Annotated in this window: 12 protein-coding genes; 7 read left to right on the top strand and 5 right to left on the bottom strand. The window is 65.3% G+C overall.

Translation table 11 applies throughout. The features are described 5' to 3' along the window. Nucleotides 1-338: 338 nt before the first annotated feature. The 6 genes from YP76_RS08395 to YP76_RS08370 are packed head-to-tail and all read left to right on the top strand — an operon-like array spanning nucleotide 339 to nucleotide 16,689. Entirely contained in the window at nucleotides 339-10,025 is a 9,687-nt protein-coding gene (locus tag YP76_RS08395; RefSeq protein WP_084733093.1) for a beta strand repeat-containing protein, read from the top strand. 52 nt (nucleotides 10,026-10,077) lie between these two features. Beyond that, complete coding sequence (locus tag YP76_RS08390) at nucleotides 10,078-10,785, top strand: OmpA family protein (RefSeq protein WP_197707325.1); 708 nt, start codon at nucleotides 10,078-10,080, stop codon at nucleotides 10,783-10,785. 12 nt (nucleotides 10,786-10,797) lie between these two features. After that, nucleotides 10,798-12,192: a TolC family protein gene (locus tag YP76_RS08385; protein ID WP_046763108.1), complete on the top strand. Its 1,395-nt coding sequence runs from the start codon at nucleotides 10,798-10,800 to the stop codon at nucleotides 12,190-12,192. Nucleotides 12,193-12,245: 53 nt separating this feature from the next. Beyond that, nucleotides 12,246-14,405 (top strand): type I secretion system permease/ATPase, encoded by a 2,160-nt coding sequence (locus YP76_RS08380; RefSeq protein ID WP_046763107.1) that lies wholly within the window; start codon nucleotides 12,246-12,248, stop codon nucleotides 14,403-14,405. Further along, entirely contained in the window at nucleotides 14,402-15,418 is a 1,017-nt protein-coding gene (locus tag YP76_RS08375) for a cell wall hydrolase (protein ID WP_046763106.1), read from the top strand. The genes YP76_RS08380 and YP76_RS08375 overlap by 4 nt, the downstream gene beginning before the upstream one ends. Then, nucleotides 15,415-16,689, top strand: coding sequence for an HlyD family type I secretion periplasmic adaptor subunit (locus YP76_RS08370; protein ID WP_046763105.1), 1,275 nt, complete (start codon nucleotides 15,415-15,417; stop codon nucleotides 16,687-16,689). Before YP76_RS08375 ends, YP76_RS08370 begins: the two co-directional genes overlap by 4 nt. Before the next feature lie 9 nt (nucleotides 16,690-16,698). On the opposite strand, the gene YP76_RS08365 is transcribed toward YP76_RS08370, so the two are convergent. The 3 genes from YP76_RS08365 to YP76_RS08355 all read right to left on the bottom strand — a co-directional run bounded on the left by YP76_RS08365 (nucleotide 16,699) and on the right by YP76_RS08355 (nucleotide 20,681). Continuing rightward, entirely contained in the window at nucleotides 16,699-17,715 is a 1,017-nt protein-coding gene (locus YP76_RS08365) for a transglutaminase-like cysteine peptidase (RefSeq protein ID WP_232307486.1), read from the bottom strand. A gap of 196 nt (nucleotides 17,716-17,911) precedes the next feature. Next, complete coding sequence (gene parE, locus YP76_RS08360) at nucleotides 17,912-19,885, bottom strand: DNA topoisomerase IV subunit B (protein ID WP_046763299.1); 1,974 nt, start codon at nucleotides 19,883-19,885, stop codon at nucleotides 17,912-17,914. Between the two features lie 115 nt (nucleotides 19,886-20,000). Beyond that, nucleotides 20,001-20,681, bottom strand: coding sequence for a GcrA family cell cycle regulator (locus YP76_RS08355; RefSeq protein WP_046763103.1), 681 nt, complete (start codon nucleotides 20,679-20,681; stop codon nucleotides 20,001-20,003). A 117-nt stretch (nucleotides 20,682-20,798) separates the two neighbouring features. Here YP76_RS08355 and YP76_RS08350 point away from each other — a divergent pair, with 117 nt between their 5' ends. Then, a complete protein-coding gene (locus tag YP76_RS08350; RefSeq protein WP_046763102.1) occupies nucleotides 20,799-21,647 on the top strand; it encodes an ABC transporter permease in 849 nt (282 codons plus the stop codon). Nucleotides 21,648-21,684: 37 nt separating this feature from the next. Here the strand turns inward: YP76_RS08350 and YP76_RS29055 are convergent, their stop codons facing one another. Then, on the bottom strand, nucleotides 21,685-21,810 hold the full coding sequence (locus tag YP76_RS29055; RefSeq protein ID WP_269748632.1) for a hypothetical protein: 126 nt from the start codon (nucleotides 21,808-21,810) through the stop codon (nucleotides 21,685-21,687). Further along, nucleotides 21,810-23,129 (bottom strand): UDP-glucose dehydrogenase family protein, encoded by a 1,320-nt coding sequence (locus YP76_RS08345; RefSeq protein WP_046763101.1) that lies wholly within the window; start codon nucleotides 23,127-23,129, stop codon nucleotides 21,810-21,812. The genes YP76_RS29055 and YP76_RS08345 overlap by 1 nt, the downstream gene beginning before the upstream one ends. Between the last annotated feature and the right edge of the window lie 55 nt (nucleotides 23,130-23,184).

Genomic DNA, 23,184 nt, shown 5'->3' with positions numbered 1-23,184 from the left:
ATCACCGATCTATATCCTAAGATATATACATTAAGGATAAAATTGGCGCTTATCGCCTTAAAATGGTTAACAAAACTGGAATTTGCGTGACTCATTTCGCAGGCGCCGAATAAGGTAAGTCATCGGGTCAGTAGAACATAAAAGCAGATGGATAATCCGGGGCGGCGTTGACTGGGCAAAGGTCATGCCGGCGGGAGATCGTTGACACGGGGCATTGGCTGATCCGCTGATTGCCACAATGTCTGGGAAGGCCTCAGGTCCGCATGCAATGGTGCATTCGGAGCATGGCTTTCTGTGCGCTCCTTCCGTGCCCCCATGGCGATGAGTTGGGGATGGACATGGATTTCGAGCGCAACTGGGATAGCAAAGACGCTGGCGACCATCAGCAGGCCCTCCATCCGGAGGCCTCTGCGCTGGCTGCCAAGGGCAAGGCGATCCATCCCGGCAAGATGCACCATCATGCTGGCCCCGTGCAGACGGTCACGCCCAACGCCCAGGGCGTTGTGGTCCTTCCCGCTGGCACCGACATCAACCAGATCGAGGTCGAAGGCCGCAACCTGATCGTCCATCTGCCCGACGGTACGGAGATGGTGATCGTGGATGGCGCGGTTGTCATGCCGCAGCTCGTCGTGGGCGATGTCGAAATCCCCTCGGTCAACCTTGCCGCGCTGCTGATCGGTCAGGAGCCGCAGCCCGCCGCCGGTCCGGCGCGCAGCTCCGGCGGCAATTTCATCGGCCCTGACGGCGATGTCGGCGATCCCCATGGTCTGGGCGATCTGCTGCCGCCCACCGAATTGCAATTCACCCAGCCCGAACAGCGCGAAATCCTGCCCATCGCGCCCGGCAGCGAGCCGGAAGTCGTCATCGTCACGCCCAACCAGCCCGCCGGCGCGATCGACGCGACCGCAGGCGTCAGCGAGGCGGGGCTTCCCGCACGCGGCAATGAACCGGCCGGTTCGGCGGCGGCGACCGACAGCGAGCGCACCAGCGGCACCATCCAGTTCGCCGCCAATGACGGGCTTGCAGGCATCACCATCAACGGGGTGACGATCACCGCCGTCGGCCAGACGGTGACGACGCCGCTCGGCGTGCTGACGATCACCTCCGTCGCCGACAATGCGATCGGCTACAGCTATGTGCTGAGCGACAATGTGGTGGGCGCGCCGCCGTCCGAAATCTTCACCGTGGTGGTGACGGACAGCGACGGGGACCATGCGACCGCGACACTGACCATCTCGATCGCCGACGACGCGCCCACCGCCGTCAATGACGTGGACAGCGTGACCGAGGACGGCCCGCTGGTCGCGGACGGCAATGTCCTGACCGGCGTTGGTGGGTCCGACGCGAACGCCACCGACGGTGTGGCGGACATTCAGGGCGCGGACGGCGCAGTGGTATCGACCACGGGTAGCTTCCAGGGTACTTATGGCGTCCTGACGCTCACCGCGTCGGGCGCCTACAGCTACACGCTGGCCAACGACAATGCAGCCGTGCAGTTCCTGGTGCCCGGGCAGACGCTGACCGACAGTTTCAGCTACACGATCACCGACGCCGACGGGGACACCTCCACCGCGACGCTGACCATCACCATCAACGGTGCGGATGACGGCATCACCATCACCGGCCTGAATGGCACGCCCGGCGTGGAAGGCGCCGAGGTCGTGGTGCTGGAAAGCCATCTGGCCGACGGTAGCGCGCCCGATGCGGCGGCGCTGACCCATGTGGGTTCCTTCGGCGTCAATGGCGCCGACGGCATTTCGACCGTGACGATCGGCGGTGTGACGGTGCTTGCCAACGACGCATTCGTCGCCGGGCAGGTCGTGACGACGCCCGTCGGCACGCTGACCATCACGGGCTTCACGGCGACCGCTTCGCAAGGCGGGGTGCCGACCGCCGGTACCTTCAGCTACAGCTTCGTCCTGACCGACAACAGCCTGGCCCATGACGCGGCGGGCGCGGACAGCATTTTCCAGAGCTTCGCCGTGGTCGCTACCGACCGCAACGGCTCGACCGCCAATGCGACGGTCGACGTGCAGATCGTCGATGACGTGCCGGTCGCCCATAATGATGTCGATGGCGTGGCGGCGGGCAGCTATGGTCCGGAAACCGGCAACGTCATCACTGGCGCGGGTACGGTTTCGGGCACTGCGGGTGCGGACGTCGTCGGCGCGGACGGCGCCGTCGTGTCGAGTACGGGCAGTTTCCAGGGCAGCTACGGCACGCTGACGCTCAATGCCGACGGCAGCTACAGCTATGTGCGTGCGGCGGGGACGCCGGGCGGCGTCAGCGACAGCTTCACCTATACGCTGCGTGACGGGGACGGCGACACGTCGACTGCCACGCTGCGGATCGATATCGCCAACAGCGAAGTCACGATCATCTCGATCCCGAAGGTGGGCGAGGGGACGATCGTCGACGAATCCGGCCTGACGAACCCGATGGGTTCCAATGCCGGCAGCGGCGCCGACGCGACGGGTGGCACGATCACCTATTCCGCGCCCGACGGTCCCGCCTCGATCACGATCAACGGCACCCCGATCGGCGTGGGTACGCAGATCACCACCGACAAGGGCATATTGACGATCACTGGCCTCAATGACGGCCAGATCGAATATACCTATCAGCTGACGACCAATACCGCCGGCGATGATGTGAAGGACAACTTCACGGTCACGGTCACGGACGTCGATGGCGACAGCGCGACCGACACGCTGACCATCACCATCATCGACGACGTGCCGACCGCCGTGAACGATGCGGACTCCGTGCGCGAGGACGGGCCGCTGGTGGCCGACGGCAACGTCATCACCGGATCGGGCGGCAGCGACGCCAACGGCACCGACGGCAATGCCGACGTGCAGGGTGCGGACGGCGCGCATGTTACCGCCATCGTCTTCGGCGAGACGGCGGGCACGGTGGGCACCGCTCTGGCGGGCGCCTATGGTTCGCTGCTGATCCAGTCGGACGGCAGCTATGCCTATACGCTGAACAATGAGAATGGCGTGGTCCAGGGTCTGGACAAGAACCAGACGTTGACCGAGACCTTCACCTACACGCTGACCGACGGCGACGGCGATGCGCGCAACGCGACCATCACCATCACTATCCAGGGCAGCGACGATGGCGTGACGATCGGCGGCCTCGATGGGGAAGGCGCCGAAGAGATAGTCTATGAAAACGACCTGCCGGGGGGCAGCTCGGAAAATGCGGCGGCACTGACCCAGACGGGCAGCTTCACCCTGTCGGCGCTGGACGGCGTCGCGACGATCACGGTCGGCGGGCAGCCGATCTTCGGCGCAAGCGGCTTCATCAGCGGCGTCACCCTGTCCAACGCCTATGGCACGCTGACCATCACCGGCTTCACGCCGACGGTCGGCGCGGACGGCGATGTGATCGGCGGAACGGTCAGCTACAGCTATGTGCTGAACGACAACACGCTGCTGCACACGGGCGCGAACGACGGCAGCCTGACCGACAGCTTCGCGGTCGTCGTGACGGATACGGACGGCTCCAACGCCACCGCCAGCCTCGACATCACTGTGGTCGACGATGTGCCGACCGCCGTGGATGACGTCGTGCTTCAGCCCAGCGAAAACGTGGCGATCGACATCAACGTCATCGCCAACGACACGAAGGGCGCCGACGGCGTCGACCTGGCCACCGGCGTGGCGCTGACGACCGGCCCGTCCCAGGGCACCGCCGTCTATCAGGGCAACGGCATTTTCCACTACACCCCCAATGCGGGCGCGGAAGGCATCGACAGCTTCACCTACACCATCACCGACGGCGACGGCGATCATTCGACCGCGACGGTGACCATCACCCTGGCCGGGGATTCCAAGCCGACCGTGCAGGTGTCCGACCTGACCGTATCGGAGGCCGGTCTCCCCCTGGGCAGCGATTCGACGAGCAACAGCGAAACCGCCAGCGGCGCGATGACCATCGCGACCGGCGGCGATACGCTCGCCAAGGTCGAGGTGCAGGACAAGAATGGCGCCTGGGTCGATGTGACCGCGGCGACCGTCGGTACGCCGGTTGTCGTCAGCGGCGCGGCGGGGCAGTTGACCGTCACCTCCGACGGGTCAGGGCATTACAGCTACAGCTACACGCTGGCCGTCAACGATCCGACCCATCCGGACAATAATCCGCTGGATGGCGACGGCATCAGCGGCGCCGCCGATCCCAAGGCGGGCGACAGCTTCGCGGTCCGGGTGACGGACAGCGACGGCGATGTGTCGCCCAGCGCCAGCATCGACGTGACCGTGCTGGACGACGCCCCGACGCTCAGCGTCGACGGCCAGACCAGCGTGGTCGAAGGCGCGACGGCGACCGGGAGCTGGTCGGAAGTCATCGGCGCGGATCAGCCGGGAGCCAGCACCGTCGTGATCTTCGGCGGCAACAGCTATGCCATCGGCGCGGCGATCGACACGGGGCTGGGCACGCTGACGGTCAAGGCCGACCATAGCTGGACCTTCGTGTCGCACAACAATATCGACAACAGCCTCAACCCGTCGATCAGCTTCACCGTGCAGGTGACGGACGCGGACGGCGACGTGGCGCAGGACAGCCAGACGGTCGCCATCACCGACGGCGCCGGCCCGACGGCGGGCGAGCCGCTCAGCCTTCAGATGGACGACCAGAATCTGGCGGACGGCACGACGCCGGGCAAGGACGACTTCGCGCAGGGGGCGGTGAGCTTCACGGCCGGATCGGATGCACTGACCGGCTTTGCCTTTGCCACGGACCTGTCCGCTCTGGACGGCGGCCTGACCTGGAACCGGGTCAACGCCACGCTGATCGAGGGCTGGGACGGCGCGGTCGGCACCGGCACCAAGGTCGTCGCGCTGACCCTGTCGGCGCCCGCCTCGATCGGCGCGGGCCTCAGCGGCAATGTGACCATCACGGCCACGCTGCTCGACAATTATGCGCATCATCCCGTCGCGACGGCCGATGACCTGGCACAGCTTGGCCATGTCGGCGTGGTCGCAAGCGACGTCGACGGCAGCAATGCCACCGCGACGGTCAATCTGTCGGTGTCCGACGATGTCCCGTCGCTGACGCTGGACGGCGCGGTCACGGTCGTCGAAGGCCAAACGGCGACCGGCACCTGGTCGGAAGTGATCGGTGCGGACCAGCCCGGCGCCACCACCCAGGTTCTCTTCGGCGGCAACAGCTATGCCATCGGCGCTGCGATCGACACGGGCCTCGGCACGTTGACGGTCAAGGCCGATCATAGCTGGACCTTCGTCGCGAACGGCAATCTCAACAACAATCTCAACCCGTCGATCAGCTTCGACATCAAGGTGACGGATGCCGACGGGGATGTCGCGCAGAAGAGCCAGACGGTCGCAATCACGGACGGCGCCGATCCGACAGCCGGTCCGCCCATCAGCCTGGGGCTCGACGACCAGAATCTGGCCGGTGGCACGAGCCAGGGCAATCCGGATTTCACCAGCGGCACCATCACCTTCACGCCCGGTTCGGATGCCATCACCTCGATCGTGTTCGGCGGCATCGGCAGCCTGACCGGCGACCTGAACTGGGTGCGGGTGTCCGACACCCAGATCACCGGATCGGATGAGCGCGGCGTCGTCGTGACGCTCGACCTTTCGGTGGCGGGCAATGTCGCGACGGTGACGGCGACGCTCAACGACAATTATGACACCCATTCGGGCATCAATGTCGACGATCTGGTGGCCTTGGGATCGGTGCAGGTCATCGCCCAGGATACCGACGGCGACACGGCGGTCAGTTCCGTATCGGTCAGCGTGTCCGACGACCTGCCGGTCGTCAGCGCCAATCCGGCGGTCCAGCTCGACGACGACGCCCTGTCCGGCGGCAATGCGGGCGGGACCGGCGATACCGCCGACAGCCTCAACGTGACGGGCACGCTGGCGCACGACTATCGCGCTGACGGGCCTGGCGGGATCACCCTGCTCAACACGGGCGCGCCCTCCGGCTTCACCTATGAAAGCAACGGTACCGTCCTGCTGGTGAAGCAGGGTGGCACGACAGTGCTGACCGTAACGCTGACCGACCCGGTGGCAGGCACCTATTCGGTGGTGCAGAATGCGGCCATCTCGCATCCCGCCGGGGGTAACGAGAATAATGTCAGCTTCTCGATTGGCTACCGCGTGACCGATGCCGATCATGATTATGCCGACGGCTCGCTGACCATCAATGTCAACGATGACACGCCAGTGGCGGCGAACGACACCGATTTCGTCAAGGAAGACGTCACGCTGACGGCCAGCGGCAATGTGCTGACGGGCGTGGGCAGCGATGGCAATCCGGCGGGCGCGGACTCGCTGGGCGCCGACGGTCCGGCGGCGGGCGGGGCGGTGACTGCGGTCACCGGCGGTACCATCGGCGGCAATGCCGCCGGCGCATATGGCACGCTCGTCCTGAACGCTTCGGGCACCTATACCTACACGCTGAACAACGGCCTGGCGGCGGTCCAGCATCTGGGCGAAGGCCAGACGCTGACCGACAGCTTCACCTACACGATCACGGACGGCGACGGCGACAGCACGACCGCCGTGCTGACGATCACCATCCAGGGCACCAATGATGCCCCGCTGGTGGACAAGGGCATCGCGATCGTTTCGGAGGAAGGGCTGTTCGGCGCCAATCCCGACACGGTGGGATCGCCCAGCGATACGACCAACTCGGCCGTGGCCACCGGCACGATCACGGCAAGCGACGCCGACGGCAACACGATCGGCATGACGTTGGGCGATCCGGGTGCGGTGCTGACCGCCGACGGCCTGCCCGTCACCTGGACCGGGGTCGGCACGCAGGCGCTGACCGGTTCGGCAGGCGGCGTGCCGGTCATCACGATCACGATCACCAACGGGGGCGCCTATACCGTCACCCTGTTGCAGTCGGTCGACCATAACGGCCTCAATGTCGAGGATCTGAAGAATTTCTCGGTCCCCGTGAATGTCACCGACGGCATCACGACGGTTGCCACCAGCATTGCCGTGACGATCGAGGATGACAGCCCGACTGCGGCCGATGACAATATCACCACCACGGAAAATGCGGCGGCCTCGACCGGCAATGTCCTGACCAACGATCATGTCGGTGCGGACACGCCGGGCGCCGTCGTGTCGATCAATGGCAGCGTGATCACCGCGGGCGGCAGCCAGACGATCGTCGGCAGCTACGGCACGTTGCAGATATTCTCCGACGGCAGCTACAATTATACGCCCAAGACATCGGTGCCTTCGGGATCGTTCGACAGCTTCACCTATGTGATGCGCGATGCTGATAATGACACGGCCACCGCGACGCTGAAGTTCACCTTCGCAGGCGACGCCAACAAGCCGACGGCGGACAACACCGCCGCCAAGCTGGACGATGACGGCCTGACCGGCGGCAATCCCCTGAGCACGACCGGCGATGTCGACGCCAATGTCGGTGACAATGGCATCGCAGGTCCTAGCGAAGCGAGCTTCAGCGGCACCTTGCCCTTCACCTTCGGCGCGGACGGCGGCGGCAGCGTCACCTTCGCGAACCTGAACGGTACGACTGGTACCGTCGGAACCGAGACCGTGGCCTATAGCTGGAACGCGGGCACGAACACGCTGACCGCCACGGTGAATGCGGGTGCACGGAGCGGCACGGCGTTGTTCCAGGTGGTCGTCAATCCGACGACCGGGGCCTATACGGCAACATTGCTCGACAATGTCCTGCACGCCGCCGGCGGCAATGAGAATAACGCTGCCGTCAGCCTCAACTTCCTCGTGACGGACAGCGATTATAACGCGACCACCAATCCGACATCTTCGGCCATCGGCCAGCTCAACATATCGTTCAACGACGATATGCCTACGCTTGGCGTCGTGCAGAGCCAGCAGACCGACAATAATGTCGCCACGACACCGGCCGTAGGCACGCTGCATTATGCCGCGGGCGCCGATGGCACCGGATCGATGCTGATCACCGCCGATACGTCGTCCATCACCGTGGGCGGACAGGCGGTCAGTACGGTCCAGAACGGCAATGTCCTTACCGCCTATGTCGATGCCGACCATAGCGGCGGTTTCAATGCGGGCGATACCACGGTCTTCACGCTGACGGTCAATCCGGACGCGGGCACCTCCGGCCAATATGTGTTCGATCTGGTCACGAAGCTCGATCCCGTCGTGACCGATGTGCCGATCGGCTCGGGCAGCTCATTCGGTTCCGGCCCCAGCAACGAAATCGTGGTGACGGACAAGTTGACGTCGCAGCAACTGGTCTATGTGACCGGCTGGGCGCCGACCGGTGGCTTCACCCCGCAGGAAATCGCGATCTGGGAAGCTGGCGGAGCGGTTGCCGCGACCCAGACGAGCAACGTCAACGGCTCGACCCAGGGATGGGGGCTTTCCAACAATAATTTCGATGCAGGCGAGTTCCTGCGGTTCGATTTCGGCACCCTTGCCGATTATGATGGCGCTGGCGGCTATACCCCGCCCGGCACCTACAATATCGTCAATGCGTCCTATGCCACCTTCTCGTTCTTCAATTTCACGAGCGGCGAGAAGATCATCTTCGTGGCGCATTATACCAATGGCACCAGCCAGGCGTTCGAGATCAATGGGCCCGATGCCGACAACCAGCAGAAGATTTCCGCTCCGGGCGGCACGCTGATCGACTGGATCGACGTCTATCAGTCCAGCGGGGACATGAAGCTGAACCTGACCAATGTCGGCGTTGCCAGCAGTTCGGTCGACAAGACCATCCCCTTCACCCTGCAACTGACCGATGGCGACGGGGATACGACCGCAACCCAGAGCTTCAGCGTCCATGTCAAGGACGGCCTGTCGCCTGCCATTCCTGCCGCCCCGATCGCTGTCGATCTGGACGGCGATGGGTTGGAATTCGTGCCGCTCTCCGCGGGGGTCAACCACGATTACGGCCAGGGAGTGGTCGGCACCGCCTGGGTTTCGTCCGATGACGGTTTGCTCGCCCATGTCGTGGGGAGCGGCTATGACATCGTCTTCTCCGATGACGCAGCGGGCGCGAAGAGCGATCTGGAAGGCCTGCGCCTTGCCTATGACAGCAATGGCGACGGCAAGTTCGATGTCAATGACGCCGCCTTCCATGAATTCGGCGTCTGGCAGGATGCGAACAGCAATGGCGTGGTCGATGCGGGCGAGTTCAAGTCGCTTGCGGCCATGGGCATCGCCTCCATCGACCTGACGGCCGATGGAAAGGGCTATACCGCCGCCGATGGCGATGTGACGGTGCTGGGTGAGGCGAGCTTCACCCGTACCGACGGAACCAAGGGTACGGTGGGCGACGTCACTTTCCTTACTGGCGCCAGCAGCGATGCGAGCAAGAGCACGGAAAGCCCCACCAGCGGCTTCAATCAGGCGCTGCTCGCGGCCAGCCTGGTCGCGGCGGTCGGCGCCGCCGAGGCGACGCAGGACCAGCAACCCGCTCCGGCTGCGACCGAAACCGCGCCGGTCGTGACCGAAACCGCGCCGGCCAGCACTGCGACCGTGGAGCCGACGGCGACCGAGAGCAATGCGACATCGCTCGCTCCCGCTGACGGTCAGTCGACGCCTGAGGCGCAGCAACCGGCCCAGCAGGCGAGCCATGGCGGCGATGAACCGGCAACGGATCATGCCACGCTGTCCGATGGCGGCGCAGCCCATGCTCCGGCGTCCGTCGACACGGCTGAGGCCGACCAGCCTTCGCTGGGCGATCATCAGGGGCTGCTCGCGCAATCGATCAGCCTCCCGTCCTTCGACGGCAATGCGGCAGCGGTTCTGGCCGCGGCGCAGCAGGCCGCGCAGCCGGGGGGGGCGACCGCCAATGCGGCAGAGGTCGTGAAGGAAGCGCTGGGGACCCATGACGCACCGCATATCGATGCGTTGCTGGCTGCCCTGCCGGGTGGCGAGCATCCGGTGGTCCCGGCCTTGTTCAACCCGGTCGCCGTGGATGCGGTCGACAGCGGGCATCTGGCGGCGGCCACCGCCATCTTCGAAGCCGCGATGGTGGCGCATGAAGCGATGGCGGTCGGGCATGCCTGAAGCTGGGGCTGATCTTGATTTTGTCTCGCGGGGAATTTTGGGGAGAGTGAATATGCGAAATGCGTTGGGGAGGGTAGCAGCGGTCGGGCTGGTGACTGCCATGCTGACGACCACCACGGCCTGGGCGGCGCCTGCTTCGCCCTTGCTGCAACTGGGCAAGTCCGAACTGAAGGATGCGCTGAACGGCCGTTATGACACGGCCGTCAAGGCTGTCGGCGACGCCGGCACGCGCGCCGCGCAGGACAGCCGCTGGACCTACGCCGTGGAGGCGAAGAACCAGTGCGGCATCGCCATCGGTTTTCTGAAATCCGGCACGAAGGATGCGGACAGCATCAACAAGTGCGACGACTTTGTGGCACGCCTTTCGGCGCCGCCACCGCCGCCGGTGGCGGCAGCTTCAGCCCCACCCGCGCTGGACTGCACGGCACCGGCGGTGTCCATCTTCTTCGACTGGAACATGGACACGCCGCTTCCCGAAGGCGTCAACACCATCACCACGCTGGCGCAGACGGCTGCCCAGTGCGGCTGGCATCGTTTCGGCGTTACCGGCTACACCGATACGTCGGGCGCCACCAAATATAATGACGGCCTGTCGCTGCGCCGGGCGCAGAATGTCGCCAGCCTGCTGGGCCAGGGCGGCATCGCGACCGATGCCATGACCGTCACGGGCCTGGGCGAAACCCAGCTCAAGATCGAAACCGCCGATGGTGTGCGCGAACCGATGAACCGTCGGGTCGAAATCACCGCCAGCGCGAATTAAGGGGAGGAAGGCATGACTATCATGCGCAAGACATGTGGCAGCCTGATCGCCCTTTGTGCGGCTGCGATGGTAAGCACGGGCTGGGCTCAGACCACCGATCTCAAGAGCGCGATCGCCGCGGCGATCGACAGCCATCCGGAAATCAACCAGGCTATCCAGAACAAGGAAGCGATCGAATTCGAACGCGAACAGGCGCAGGGCCTTTACCTGCCGCGCGTCAGCGTCGAAGGATCGGCGGGTGTCCGCCGCCTGGAAAATTCCACGCGCCGCGCCATCGGGATCGAGGACCAGACGCTCTGGCCGCTGGAAGCCAGCGTGCTGGGCGAATGGACCGTTTTCGATTCGGGCTATCGCAGCGCGGAAAAGCGGCGGCAGGCGGCCCGGACTGACGGCGCCGCCCTGCGCGTGGGCGAACGTTCGCAATTCGTGGCGCTGAACGTCACCCGCCAATATCTCGACTATATGCTCCAGCAGCGGGTCGTCGCGGCGGCGGAGGACAATATCGCCTTCCACCGCAAATTGCTGGGCGATCTGGGCGAGGGCGTGTCCAAGGGATCGATCAGCATCGCCGACCAGCAGCAGGCGGAGGAACGGCTCCAGGCCGCCCTCGTCCGCAAGAGCGAGGCGGAGCAGGACATGACCAATGCGGCCATTTCCTTCCGCACGCTGACCGGCCTGTCGATCGATCAGGTGACCATGCCCGATGCGGTGACGAGCGCCGTGCCGCCGACGCTGGACGAAGCGATCGCCTCGGCCCGTACCAACAATCCGCTGATCCGCGAGGCCGAAGCCGATATCCAGGCCGCTCACGCGGTGGTGGATGAAGCGAAGTCGGAACTTGGGCCGACGGTCGGGCTGGAAGGGCGCGGGCGCATCGGTGAGGATGTGGACGGCTTCAAGGGCAGCACCAACGACGTGCAGGGCCGGGTGGTCCTGCGCTGGCAGCTCTATAATGGCGGCATCAACCGGGCCAAGGTCCAGGAAATGACCCGCCGGGCGAGCGAGGCGCGTTTCCGCCTGAGCCAGCGCCAGCGCGAGGCGGAAGAGGACGTGCGCACCGCCTGGAACCGTTGGGACACGGAAAAGAAGCGCGTCAACGATCTGGCGCGTCAGGGCACGGTGTCCGACGGGCTGCTGGTGTCCTATCGCGAGCAGTTCAATGTCGGGCGGCGTTCGCTGCTGGATGTGCTGGATACGCAGAACACCCGTTTCAACACGCAGGTGCGGACGGAAACGGCCCGCTTCTCCGAAATCTTCGCGCAATATCAGATCCTGGCAGCGACCAACCAGTTGCTGGACACGCTGGGGATTGCGGCTCCCTCGGGCGCCAACCCCTATGCGCGCAAGAAATATGATGTCCCCGATCTGCCGCCCGCCGAATTGCAGCGGCGGCGTTATCCGGGCTAAGTTTCATTATTGGGGGTCATCCCGGCGCAAGCCGGGATGGCGCGGGGTAAACAATGTTGGAACGAAGCACACTCAGTCTGGCCGAATGGCTGGACCATCAAGGCACGCCCAGCGACGAGCTGGTTGAATGCATCGCCCATGCGGCGCGGCATTTCGACCGCTCGCCGGGTATCGTGAGCCTTCGCGCCGGCCTCGCCGTCGATGAATCCGGGCGATTGCCCTTTCATCAGGCGGAATCGGCGCTCGACCAGATCGGCTTGCTCAGCGATCATGTCCGGGGCCGGCTGGACAAATGGCGGCCGGGCAATCTGCCCGCCATCCTGCCGCTTCGGGGCGGCCGCTTCCTGCTGCTGATGGACATCAAGGCCGGCGACGTGCTGGTCCAGCTTCCCCACGCGAATGAAGCGGTCTGGGCGCCGCTCAGCGATCTGGAGGGCAGTTTCACCGGCGAAGCACTGGTCGTCATGGCCGATCATGGCCGTGAACGGGCCGAGGAACGTCCGTGGGACGAGCGCGCTCGCCAGCACTGGTTCTGGCGCGAAGTCTGGCGCGCGCGCGGCGGCTTCGGCTATGTGATGCTGGCCGCGGCGATCATCAACCTGCTCGCCTTCGCACTGCCGCTGTTCACGATGAACGTCTATGACCGGATCATCCCGAACAAGGCGGCGTCCAGCCTCTGGGTGCTGGGCGTCGGCGTGATGCTGGCCTTCAGCTTCGACTTCGCGCTGCGGATCGCACGCGCAAGGCTGGTGGACGAGGCCGGGCGGGAGATCGACGAACGCCTGTCGCAACGCCTGTTCGAAAAGGTGCTGAACACGCCGCTGGCAAGCCGGTCCGGCAGCACCGGGGCGCTGGCGCGGCGCGTGTCGGAATTCGAATCCGTGCGCGAATTCTTCACCTCCACCACCGTGGTGCTGGTGGTGGACATCGCCTTCCTATTCTTCTTCGTTGCCATCATCGCCCTTCTGGGGGGCTGGCTGGCCATCGTGCCGGTCGTCATGATGGGGATCATGGCGAGCGCGGGATTTTTCCTGCAACGGTCGATGGCCCGCCTGTCGCGCGACGCGCAGGCGGATTCCAGCCTGCAAAGCGCGGCGCTGGTCGAGGCGATCGGCGGCATCGAGACGCTGAAGGCCTGCCGTGCCGAAGGACGGATGCTGGAGCGCTGGCGCCGCTACGCCCGGATGAGCGCGGCGACGCAGGAAAAGCTGCGGCGGCTGAGTTCGAAGAGCGTGACCCTGGCGGCCCTCTGCCAGCAGGTGACGAGCATCGCCCTGGTCATCGGCGGCTTCTACATGTTCGCAGCGGGCGACATTTCGATGGGCGCGATCATCGCCATCGTCATGCTGGCCGGGCGTTCGCTGGCGCCGGTCGGGCAACTCGCCTTCGTCATCGTGCGGGCGCGGCAGGCGATGACGACGCTCGACAGCCTTCAGACGCTGATCGACCAGCCCGACGAACGGCTGGACGGCGCGCGCGGCATCATCCCCAAGATCCGCAAGGGCGCCATTGTCGCGCAGGGGCTGGAGTTCGCCTATCCGGGCGCCAGCCAGCCCAGCCTGCGCGGCATCGACCTGCGCATCGAACCGGGCGAACGCATCGGCCTGATCGGTCGGGTCGCGTCGGGCAAGTCGACGCTCGGCCGGGTGATTTGCGGTCTTTATCCGCCCACCGGCGGCCTGCTGACCATCGACGATGTCGACAGCCGCCAATATCATCCGCATGAGCTGCGTTCCTCCTTCCGCTTCGTCGGGCAGGATGCCGAGCTGTTCAGCGGGTCGGTGCGGGAAAATCTGATTCTGGGCGCGCGCGAAGCCAGCGACGAAAAGCTGCTGGAGGCGCTGGAGCGTTCGGGCGCGGCGCGCTTCTTCGGGCGCGATGCGGCGGGGTTCGACCTGCATATCGGCGAACGCGGCAGCCGCCTTTCGGGTGGGCAGCGCAGCTTCCTGGTCATGGCGCGCGCGCTGGTGGAACCGGCCAAGCTGCTCTTCCTCGATGAGCCGACCGGGGCGATGGACAACCAGACCGAGAATCTGTTCATCGACCATCTGGAAAAGGCGCTGGAGCCCGATCAGACGCTGATCGTGTCGACCCACCGCCACGCGCTGCTACGGATCGTGGACCGGCTGATCGTGATCGATCAGGGCGTGGTGCTGGCGGACGGACCGCGCGACGAGGTCATCGGCCAGCTCCAGCGGGGGGCAGGGCAATGAGCGTTCTGCTCCGCAGCGTCGGCATTGCCGCTCCCGTGGCGCTGGCGGCCGCGACGGCGGTGCTTTGGCACCATGCGCCGCCGCGTCCCGCCGTGCAGGCCAGGATCGTGGAAGCCGTTCCGGCGATCCCCCACCAATATCTGGCGCTGGTTCAGATGACGGAACAGGCCGATCCCGCAGCGGAAGGCGACGGCATGGATGGTGCCAAGGCCCGCGAGGAAAATGCGCGCCTCGGCTTTTCAGGCGGCACGATCGCTTCGGCCAAGCCCTTCCGCGCCCTGGCCACGGCAGGCGAGGATCACGACCGCGCGCTCCAGTGCCTGACGCAGGCCGTCTATTATGAAGCGGCCCGCGAGCCCGAAAGCGGCCAGCGCGCCGTCGCGCAGGTGGTGCTGAACCGCGTTCGCCATCCCGCCTTCGCCAAGACGGTGTGCGGCGTCGTCTATCAGCGTTTCGATGCATCGGTCTGCCAGTTCAGCTTCGTCTGCGACGGATCCCTTGCGCGCCATCCGCTGCCGGACCTGTTGAGCCGGGCGAAGCGGATCGCCGCCGATGCGCTGGCCGGGCGGGTCGAGAAAGAAGTCGGCACGGCGACTCATTATCATGCCGATTACGTCTTCCCGCGCTGGGCGCCGCATCTGGCCAAGCTGGCGCAGCTCGGCGCGCATATCTTCTATCGCTGGCCGGGCGGCTGGGGCCTGCCGGGTGCGTTCACCGGGCGCTATGCCGGGGGCGAGCATATTCCGGCCTTCGACCCGTCGCGCTTCGCCACGGTTGCGGAGCCCGCAATCGACTATCCGCCCGTCGCGGCCCTGCCCGAACGCCGGGCGTCCAACGATGTCGGCGGCCGCATGGACCCGACCAAGGGGTGGAAGCTCTCCATTCCCGATCCCTCGACAAGCGGCGGTGCGCTGAATGACATGCTCGCCCGCCAGCAGACAGCCGCCCAGCAACCTGCAAAATCTTTGGCGCTGGCGGCCGACGACCATTTATCTCAGAAGGTGCAACCATGATTTCGCGCTGGGTACGCTGGCTGCGGGGCCAACCGGGCAACAAACAGGTCATCCTCTACAGCGGCGGCGGCATGCTGGTCTTCCTGATGTGGGCCAGCCTGGCGCCGGTGGATGAGGTGACGCACGGGCAGGGCAAGGTGATCCCGTCCAGCAAGGCGCAGGTCATCCAGTCCGCCGAGCCGACCACGATCGAGGAAATCCTCGTCCGATCCGGGCAGAAGGTCGCCAAGGGCCAATTGCTGGTGCGTCTGGACGACGCGATGCTGGCGTCGGAATTGGGCCAGCTTCAGGCGGAGACGCGCTCGCTCACCGCACGCGCCGGTCGTCTGGAACGGGAAGGCACCGGTGCAGGCGCGGACTGCACGACAGGTGGGCCGGAATGCGCGCAGGAACAGGCGCTTGCCGCCGTGCGCCAGTCGGCGTTGCGCAGCAAGCAGGATGCCCTGTCGGCACAGGTCGACCAGCGCCGCCGCGAACTGGGCGAGGCGCAGGCGACGATCGAAAGCCTGGGCGGTAGCGTGCAACTGGCGCGGCAACGCGTGGCGATGCTGGAACCGCTCGCCGCCAAGTCGATCGTTCCGCAGACCGAGTTGCTCGATGCCCGGCGCGAATTGGTGGACGCGCAGGGTCGGCTGAACGCCGCGCAGCAGCAGGCCTCGCGCGCGTCCGCCGCGATCCGCGAGGCGCAGGCGCAGCTTTCCGAGGCGAATTTCCAGTTCCGTCAGGATGCATTGAACGAACGCAGTCAACTGGAGGCCAAGATCGCCGTCAACAGCGAGTCTCTTCGGGGCGCAAAAGGACGGGCGCAGCGGGCGGAGATCCGCTCGCCCGTCGACGGCGTGGTCAACGATGTGCAGGTGACGACCATTGGTGGCTATGTCAGCCCGGGCCAGAAGATCATGCAGATCGTCCCCGTGGGTGAAAAGCTGCTGGTCGAGGCGCGGGTGAAGCCCAACGACATCGCCTTCATCAAGACCGGCGACCGCGCCGTGGTGAAGGTGACGGCCTATGACTTCTCCATCTATGGCGGGTTGACCGGCACGGTGCAGCAGGTGTCAGCCGACAGCGTCTATGACGAGGCGACGCGGGAAGCCTATTTCACCGTGGTCGTGGAGACGGACCGCGCCTGGCTTGGCTCGGGCGCGCACAGGTTGCCGATCACGCCCGGCATGGTATGCGATGTGGAGATCATGACCGGCCGCAAGTCGGTCCTGGCCTATCTGCTGAAACCCATCATGAAGGCCCGCTCGGAGGCTCTGCGGGAAAGATAAGCCGGAGGGTCAGCGCGCCGCGAACTGCACGGGTTGCGGCGTCGTCACCCGATAGCCATGGGTCCAGCGGCCAAAGGCGTTGAAGCTCATGATCGGCCGATAGTCGCTGACGCCGGACGAAGGCAGTACCCGGTCGGTCATGTTGTCGAGGATCATCAACTCCCCGCCGATCCGCACCGCCAGCACCGCATGATCGGCCTGCCGCACCAGGTCGCGGGCGATTACCAGGAACATGGAGCGGCGGTCGAAACCCGCCGCTTCCAGCAGCTTCATCTTGGCGATGGCATAATCCTCGCAATCGCCCGCCCCGCTTTGCAGCGTCCGCGCGGCTGACGCCCAATTATCGCCGCCCTGCCGGTCATCCACGAAATGCAGCCGCCGGTTGACCCAGCTATTGATCATCTCGACCTGTTGCTGGCCCGACGAGCCGCGGGCGGCATTGAGGACGGCGCTCCATACCCCTTTGCCGGGCAGGGCGGCCGAAACCGACGCCCATTTGCCGTCGAGCAGGGTTCGGGAAATCGGCATGGCGACCGATCCGAACACATCGGGCTGCCCATTGCGCGGCGGCGGGAGCTGACCCGAGAGCGCGGGAAACGTGCGGGCGGGCATGACGAAGCCGTTGGCCTGCGGCACGGCGGTTGCCGTCGGGGCGGGCAGGAAGCCGCGCATGAAGCCCGGCACCAGTTCCGGCTGGCGATAGCTCACCACGGAGAGCTGCACCCCCTGCAACTGCCAGCCGGGCAGCTTGCCGCTGAAATCGGCGATGCGGCGGTCGTTGACGATGGCGTCGGGGGCCATAGGTTGCGCGATCCAGGGAGCCTGGATGGTCCCGCTGCCCTGCTGCGCGCTGATCGCCGCCAGGCGGCTCATGCCGCCCGCCAGGAGATTGGCGGTAGCACGGTCGGCGGGCGTATAGGCGGCAACGCCCTGACCGAGAGCGTCAGGAAAGTCAGCGAGCGGCGCTTGCGCCAGGGCATGACTGCTTGCCGCTGCCAGCAACAGGGCAGGCGCAGCGCGAAGCATGGTATGGCACAGGGCCGGCGAGCGAAGGGATGGGGCGAAGCCTGACATGCTTGCCCGTATCGCGTCGAAAATTGAACATCCGGTGCCCCGCGCTGGTTAATGCGGCGGTAGGCAAAAAATTGCCGGCAATTTTTTGCCCGGCAATTTTCCGGTAAATCGCGAAATCTGATGTCGCGATTTTCACGACAATTGCAGGTCAGGCGTCGATCGCCTCTTCGTCGACGTTCGCGGCATTTTCCTGAATGAAGGCAAAGCGATGCGCCGGATTGGTGCCCATCAGCCGTTCGACCAGTTCGCGCACCTGCTGCCGGTCCTCAATGTCGTCGGGCAGGGTCACGCGGATCAGGCTGCGGGTCTTGGGGTCCATCGTCGTTTCGCGGAGTTGGCCGGGGTTCATTTCACCCAACCCCTTGAAGCGACTCACTTCGACCTTCTTGCCCTTGAACTCCTTGCGCAGGATTTCTTCGCGATGCGCATCGTCCTTCGCGTAAAGGCTCTTGCCTCCGGCGACCAGGCGATAGAGCGGTGGCTGCGCCAGATAGAGGTGCCCGCGCCGCACCAGTTCCGGCATCTCCTGGAAGAAGAATGTCATCAGCAGCGTCGCGATATGCGCGCCGTCCACGTCGGCGTCGGTCATGATGACGATGCGTTCGTAACGCAGATTGTCGGGATTGCAGTCCTTGCGCGTGCCGCAGCCCAGCGCCAGGATCATGTCGGCAATCTCCTGATTGGCCAGGATCTTGGCGGTGTTGGCCGAGGCGACGTTCAATATCTTGCCGCGCAGGGGCAGGATCGCCTGGGTCTTGCGGTCGCGCGCCTGCTTGGCCGATCCGCCCGCCGAGTCACCTTCGACCAGGAAGATTTCCGCGCCTTCGGGATCGTCATTGGAACAATCGGTCAGCTTGCCGGGCAGCCGCAGCTTGCGCGCGCTGGTCGCGGTCTTGCGCTTGACCTCCTTCTCCTGCTTGCGCTTGAGGCGCTCATCCATGCGGTCGAGCACATAGGCGAGCAGCGCCTTGCCCCGCTCCATATGGTCGGACAGATAATGGTCGAAATGGTCGCGCACCGCATTCTCGACCAGCCGCGCGGCTTCCGGGCTGGTGAGCCGGTCCTTGGTCTGGCTCTGGAATTGCGGATCGCGGATGAAGACCGAAAGCATGATCTCCGAAGAGGTCACGATGTCGTCGGCGGTGATGTCCTTCGCCTTCTTCTGTCCCACCAGTTCGCCAAAGGCGCGAATGCCCTTCACCAACGCGGCGCGCAGGCCGGTCTCATGGGTGCCGCCATCGGGCGTCGGGATGGTGTTGCAATACCAGCTATAGGAACCGTCCGACCAGAGCGGCCAGGCGACCGCCCATTCGACCCGGCCCGCCGCTTCGGGAAAATCCTGCGAGCCGGAGAAGAAGGCGCTGGTCGCGCATTCGCGGTCGCCCACCTGTTCCTTCAGGTGATCGGCCAGACCGCCCGGAAACTGGAACACAGCCTCAGGCGGCGTGTCGTCGCCGATGAGTTCCGGCGCGCATTTCCAACGGATTTCGACGCCCGCGAACAGATAGGCCTTCGACCGCGCCAGCCGGTAGAGGCGGGACGGCTTGAACTTCTGCTCCCCGAAAATCTCCGTATCGGGAATGAAACTGACCGATGTGCCGCGACGGTTGGGCGCCGCGCCGACCTTCTCCAGTCCGCTGCTCGGCAGCCCCTGGGTGAAGCTCTGGCGGAAGAGTTCCTTGTTGCGCGCCACCTCGACCACGGTGATGACAGACAGCGCGTTCACCACGCTGATGCCGACACCATGCAGGCCGCCCGAGGTCGCATAGGCCTTGTCGGTGAATTTGCCGCCCGAATGGAGCGTGGTCAGGATCACTTCCAGCGCCGACTTGCCCGGAAATTTCGGGTGCGGATCGACCGGGATGCCGCGGCCATTGTCGGTGATGGTGAGCTTGTTGCCCGGCTCCAGCAGCACCTCGATCCGCGTGGCATGGCCCGCGACCGCCTCGTCCATGCTGTTGTCCAGCACTTCGCTGGCGAGGTGATGGAGCGCCCGCTCGTCCGTGCCGCCGATATACATGCCGGGGCGACGCCGGACCGGTTCCAGTCCTTCCAGCACTTCGATGGCGGAGGCGTCATAGCCGGGGGAGGAGGTGGGCTGGCTCTCGAACAGATCGGACATGGGCATAGCTATAAGCGGGTGCGCGGCTTGCGCAAGCGGGAGGCGCAAAGGAAAGGGCCGGGTCCTTTTTTGGAACCGGCCCTTTCCTGCGAGTATATCTCTTAAGCGAAGGTCCTTACCGAACCCGCGGTCCGCCGAAGGGAAGCGGCGGCGGCGGACGCCGCGTACCGCGCGGCAACTGCGCCTGGTACGCGCGGCCGCAATGCTCGACGCAATAGGGGAAGCCGGGGTTCACCGCTTCGCCGCAGAAATGGAAATCCGGTTCACCCGGATGGCCCATCGGCCATTTGCAGATGCGTTCGGTCAGGTCGAGCAAGGAGGTCTTGCCGGCGATTTCCGGGCTGGGCTTGGCCGGGACCAGACGGCGCGGCGGCGCGGGCGGGATCGGTGCCTGCTGGTCGCCCGGGCCTTGACGCAGAAAGCCGCCCGGACCGACGGAGATGATGCGCGGTTGGGGCTTGGGCGGTTCCGCATCCGACGCGGCCGATGCGGCCGGGGCGGGCGCGGGCGCCGCCGGAGCAGGCGCGCGCACCGGCGCGGGCGCGGCATGATGGACCGGGGCGGCCGGCTTGGGCGCATCGGCTTCGGGTGCGGGCTTTCGCACGGGCGGCGCGGCCTTCTTGGGCGCTTCGTTGGCTTTTACCGGGGAAGGGCGCGATTGCAGGCCCAGGCGATGCGCCTTGCCGATCACCGCATTACGGCTGACCCCGCCCAGTTCGTCCGCGATCTGGCTGGCGGTCAGGCCCCGTTCCCACATTGCCTTGAGCTGGTCGATACGCTCGTCGGTCCAGGACAATGAATGACTCCTCAAAATTTCAAATTCGCGCCCTATATGGGGCGCGCCGGCACGGGTTCAATTTCCCGCGCATAACGCCCTTGCGGCACAACCTCTCAGCCGATAGTCGATCCGACCATGAACGACCAGACCAAAATTGCAGCGTCCCTGTCGCCTCAGCCGCCTTTCCATGAGCCGGGCGAGTTGGTCATCCGCAATGTCAATTGGGCGGGAACCCGGGCTCTCTACAGGAAAGAGGTGCGGCGCTTCATGAAGGTGCAGCTCCAGACCATCTGGGCGCCTGCCGTCACGACGCTGATGTTCCTGGTGATCTTCACGCTGGCGCTGGGTGGCGCGAATCGGCAAGTGCTTGGCGTGCCCTTCGCCGATTTCATCGCGCCGGGCCTGATGATCATGGGCATGATGAACAATGCCTTCGCCAACAGCAGCTTTTCCCTGCTGGCGGGCAAGATGCAGGGAACGTTGATCGATTATCTCATGCCGCCCTTGTCGGTCAGCGAATTGCTGCTGGCGCTGGTCGGCGCGGCGGTGACGCGGGCCTTTTGCGTGGGTCTTGCATTGTGGGCGGCCATGGCCTTGTGGCCGGGCGTGCATGTGACCCCGGCGCATCCCTGGGCGATCCTGTGGTTCGGACTGATGGGGGCGGCGCTGACGGCCTTCATCGGCGTGCTGACGTCGATCTGGGCGGAAAAGTTCGACCACGCCGCCGCCATCACCAATTTCGTGATCGGGCCGATGACGCTGCTGTCGGGCACTTTCTATTCCATCGATCGCCTTGCGCCCGTCTTCCGCGCGATCAGCCACGCCAATCCCTTCTTCTACGCCATTTCCGGCTTCCGCTACGGTTTCGTCGCGGCGGCGGACGGCGACGTGATGGTGGGCAGCGTGGTGCTGCTGGGTCTGAACGTCGCGCTGGGCCTGCTATGCTATATATTGCTCAAACGTGGGTGGAAATTGAAGGCGTAAAGCTTCCCTTCCGTTCGCCCCGCGCACCTGTCGGGGGTCAGATCAACCCCGCGACAACCGGCACGACGAGCATGATCGCGAACAGCGCAAGCGCCGCCACCACCCAATGATGCAGCCGGGGGAGGGAGCGTTCATCACACCCTCCCTCTGGTTTCAGCAGCATCAGACGTTGACGCCCTTGCCCCCAACGCGGGTGAGCGAGAAGCCCGCTGCCTCGGCTTCCCTGCGCGGATAGATGTTGCGCAGGTCGACCAGAACCGGCCCGTTCATCGAAGCGGCCAGCCGTTTCAGGTCCAGCGCCCTGAATGCGTCCCATTCCGTCACCAGCACCAGCGCATCGGCCCCGGTCGCCGCCTCATAGGCGTCCTTCACCATGGTCACACCCGGCATCAGCGGCGCGGCCACGTCCATGCCTTCGGGGTCATAGGCGACGATCTTCGCGCCCGCATCCTCCAGCGCCTGCACGATGGCCAGGCTCGGCGCATCGCGCATGTCGTCGGTATTGGGCTTGAAGGTCAGGCCCAGCAACGCGACCGTCTTGCCCCGCGCCTCGCCGCCCAGGGCTTTCACGATCTTGCGCCCCATCGCCCGCTTGCGCAGGTCGTTCACCTGCACGACGGTTTCGACGATGCGGATCGGCGTGTCATAATCCTGCCCGGTCTTGACCAGCGCCAGCGTGTCCTTCGGGAAGCAGGAGCCGCCATAGCCCGGGCCGGCATGCAGGAACTTGCTTCCGATCCGGTTGTCGAGGCCGATGCCCCGCGATACGTCCTGCACCTCGGCACCCACGGCTTCGCACAGGTCCGCCATCTCGTTGATGAAGGTGATCTTGGTCGCCAGGAAGGCGTTGGCGGCATATTTGATCAACTCCGCCGTGCGCCGTCCGGTGAACATGACCGGCGCCTGGTTGAGATTGAGCGGGCGGTAGACCTGCGCCATCACATCGATGGCCCGTTCGCTGCCGGTGGTGCCGACGACGACGCGGTCGGGCCGCTTGAAATCCCCGATCGCCGCGCCTTCGCGCAGGAATTCCGGGTTGGAGACGACCTGGATGTCGAGGTCGGGCCGCGCTTCCCGGACGATCCGCTCGACCTCGTCGCCGGTGCCGACCGGAACGGTGGACTTGGTGACGATGACGGTCGGCCCATCCAGCGATTCCGCGATTTCCTTCGCCGCCGCATAGACATAGCTCAGATCCGCATGCCCATCGCCGCGCCGCGAAGGCGTGCCCACGGCGATGAAGATCGCATCCGCGCCCTTCACGCCTTTCGCCAGATCGGTCGTGAAGGTCAGCCGTCCGGCCGAAGCATTGCTCCCCACCAGATGGTCCAGGCCGGGTTCAAAGATGGGCATGCGTCCGGATTCGATCGCGGCGATCTTGCCCGCATCCTTGTCCACGCACACCACGTCATGGCCGAAATCGGCAAAGCAGGCGCCTGACACCAGCCCGACATAGCCCGTGCCGATCATCGTGATCTTCATAAAATAACTGAGCCCTCGATTGGGAAAATGGTTCGGCTGGCCTCTAGCATAGGTC

The sequence above is a fragment of the Sphingobium chungbukense genome, from assembly GCF_001005725.1.
GTDB lineage: Bacteria > Pseudomonadota > Alphaproteobacteria > Sphingomonadales > Sphingomonadaceae > Sphingobium > Sphingobium chungbukense.
The sequence above is the reverse complement of the archived record's forward strand: the minus strand, read 5'-3'. Positions and strand labels throughout refer to the sequence as shown.

Coding starts and splice junctions, on each gene's coding strand:
- YP76_RS08365 (WP_232307486.1), bottom strand. CDS start 17,715: ATGCTTCGCGCTGCGCCTGCCCTGTTGCTGGCAGCGGCAAGCAGTCAT.
- YP76_RS08370 (WP_046763105.1), top strand. CDS start 15,415: ATGATTTCGCGCTGGGTACGCTGGCTGCGGGGCCAACCGGGCAACAAA.
- YP76_RS08350 (WP_046763102.1), top strand. CDS start 20,799: ATGAACGACCAGACCAAAATTGCAGCGTCCCTGTCGCCTCAGCCGCCT.
- YP76_RS08375 (WP_046763106.1), top strand. CDS start 14,402: ATGAGCGTTCTGCTCCGCAGCGTCGGCATTGCCGCTCCCGTGGCGCTG.
- parE (WP_046763299.1), bottom strand. CDS start 19,885: ATGTCCGATCTGTTCGAGAGCCAGCCCACCTCCTCCCCCGGCTATGAC.
- YP76_RS08390 (WP_197707325.1), top strand. CDS start 10,078: ATGCGAAATGCGTTGGGGAGGGTAGCAGCGGTCGGGCTGGTGACTGCC.
- YP76_RS29055 (WP_269748632.1), bottom strand. CDS start 21,810: ATGCTGCTGAAACCAGAGGGAGGGTGTGATGAACGCTCCCTCCCCCGG.
- YP76_RS08345 (WP_046763101.1), bottom strand. CDS start 23,129: ATGAAGATCACGATGATCGGCACGGGCTATGTCGGGCTGGTGTCAGGC.
- YP76_RS08385 (WP_046763108.1), top strand. CDS start 10,798: ATGACTATCATGCGCAAGACATGTGGCAGCCTGATCGCCCTTTGTGCG.
- YP76_RS08395 (WP_084733093.1), top strand. CDS start 339: ATGGATTTCGAGCGCAACTGGGATAGCAAAGACGCTGGCGACCATCAG.
- YP76_RS08380 (WP_046763107.1), top strand. CDS start 12,246: ATGTTGGAACGAAGCACACTCAGTCTGGCCGAATGGCTGGACCATCAA.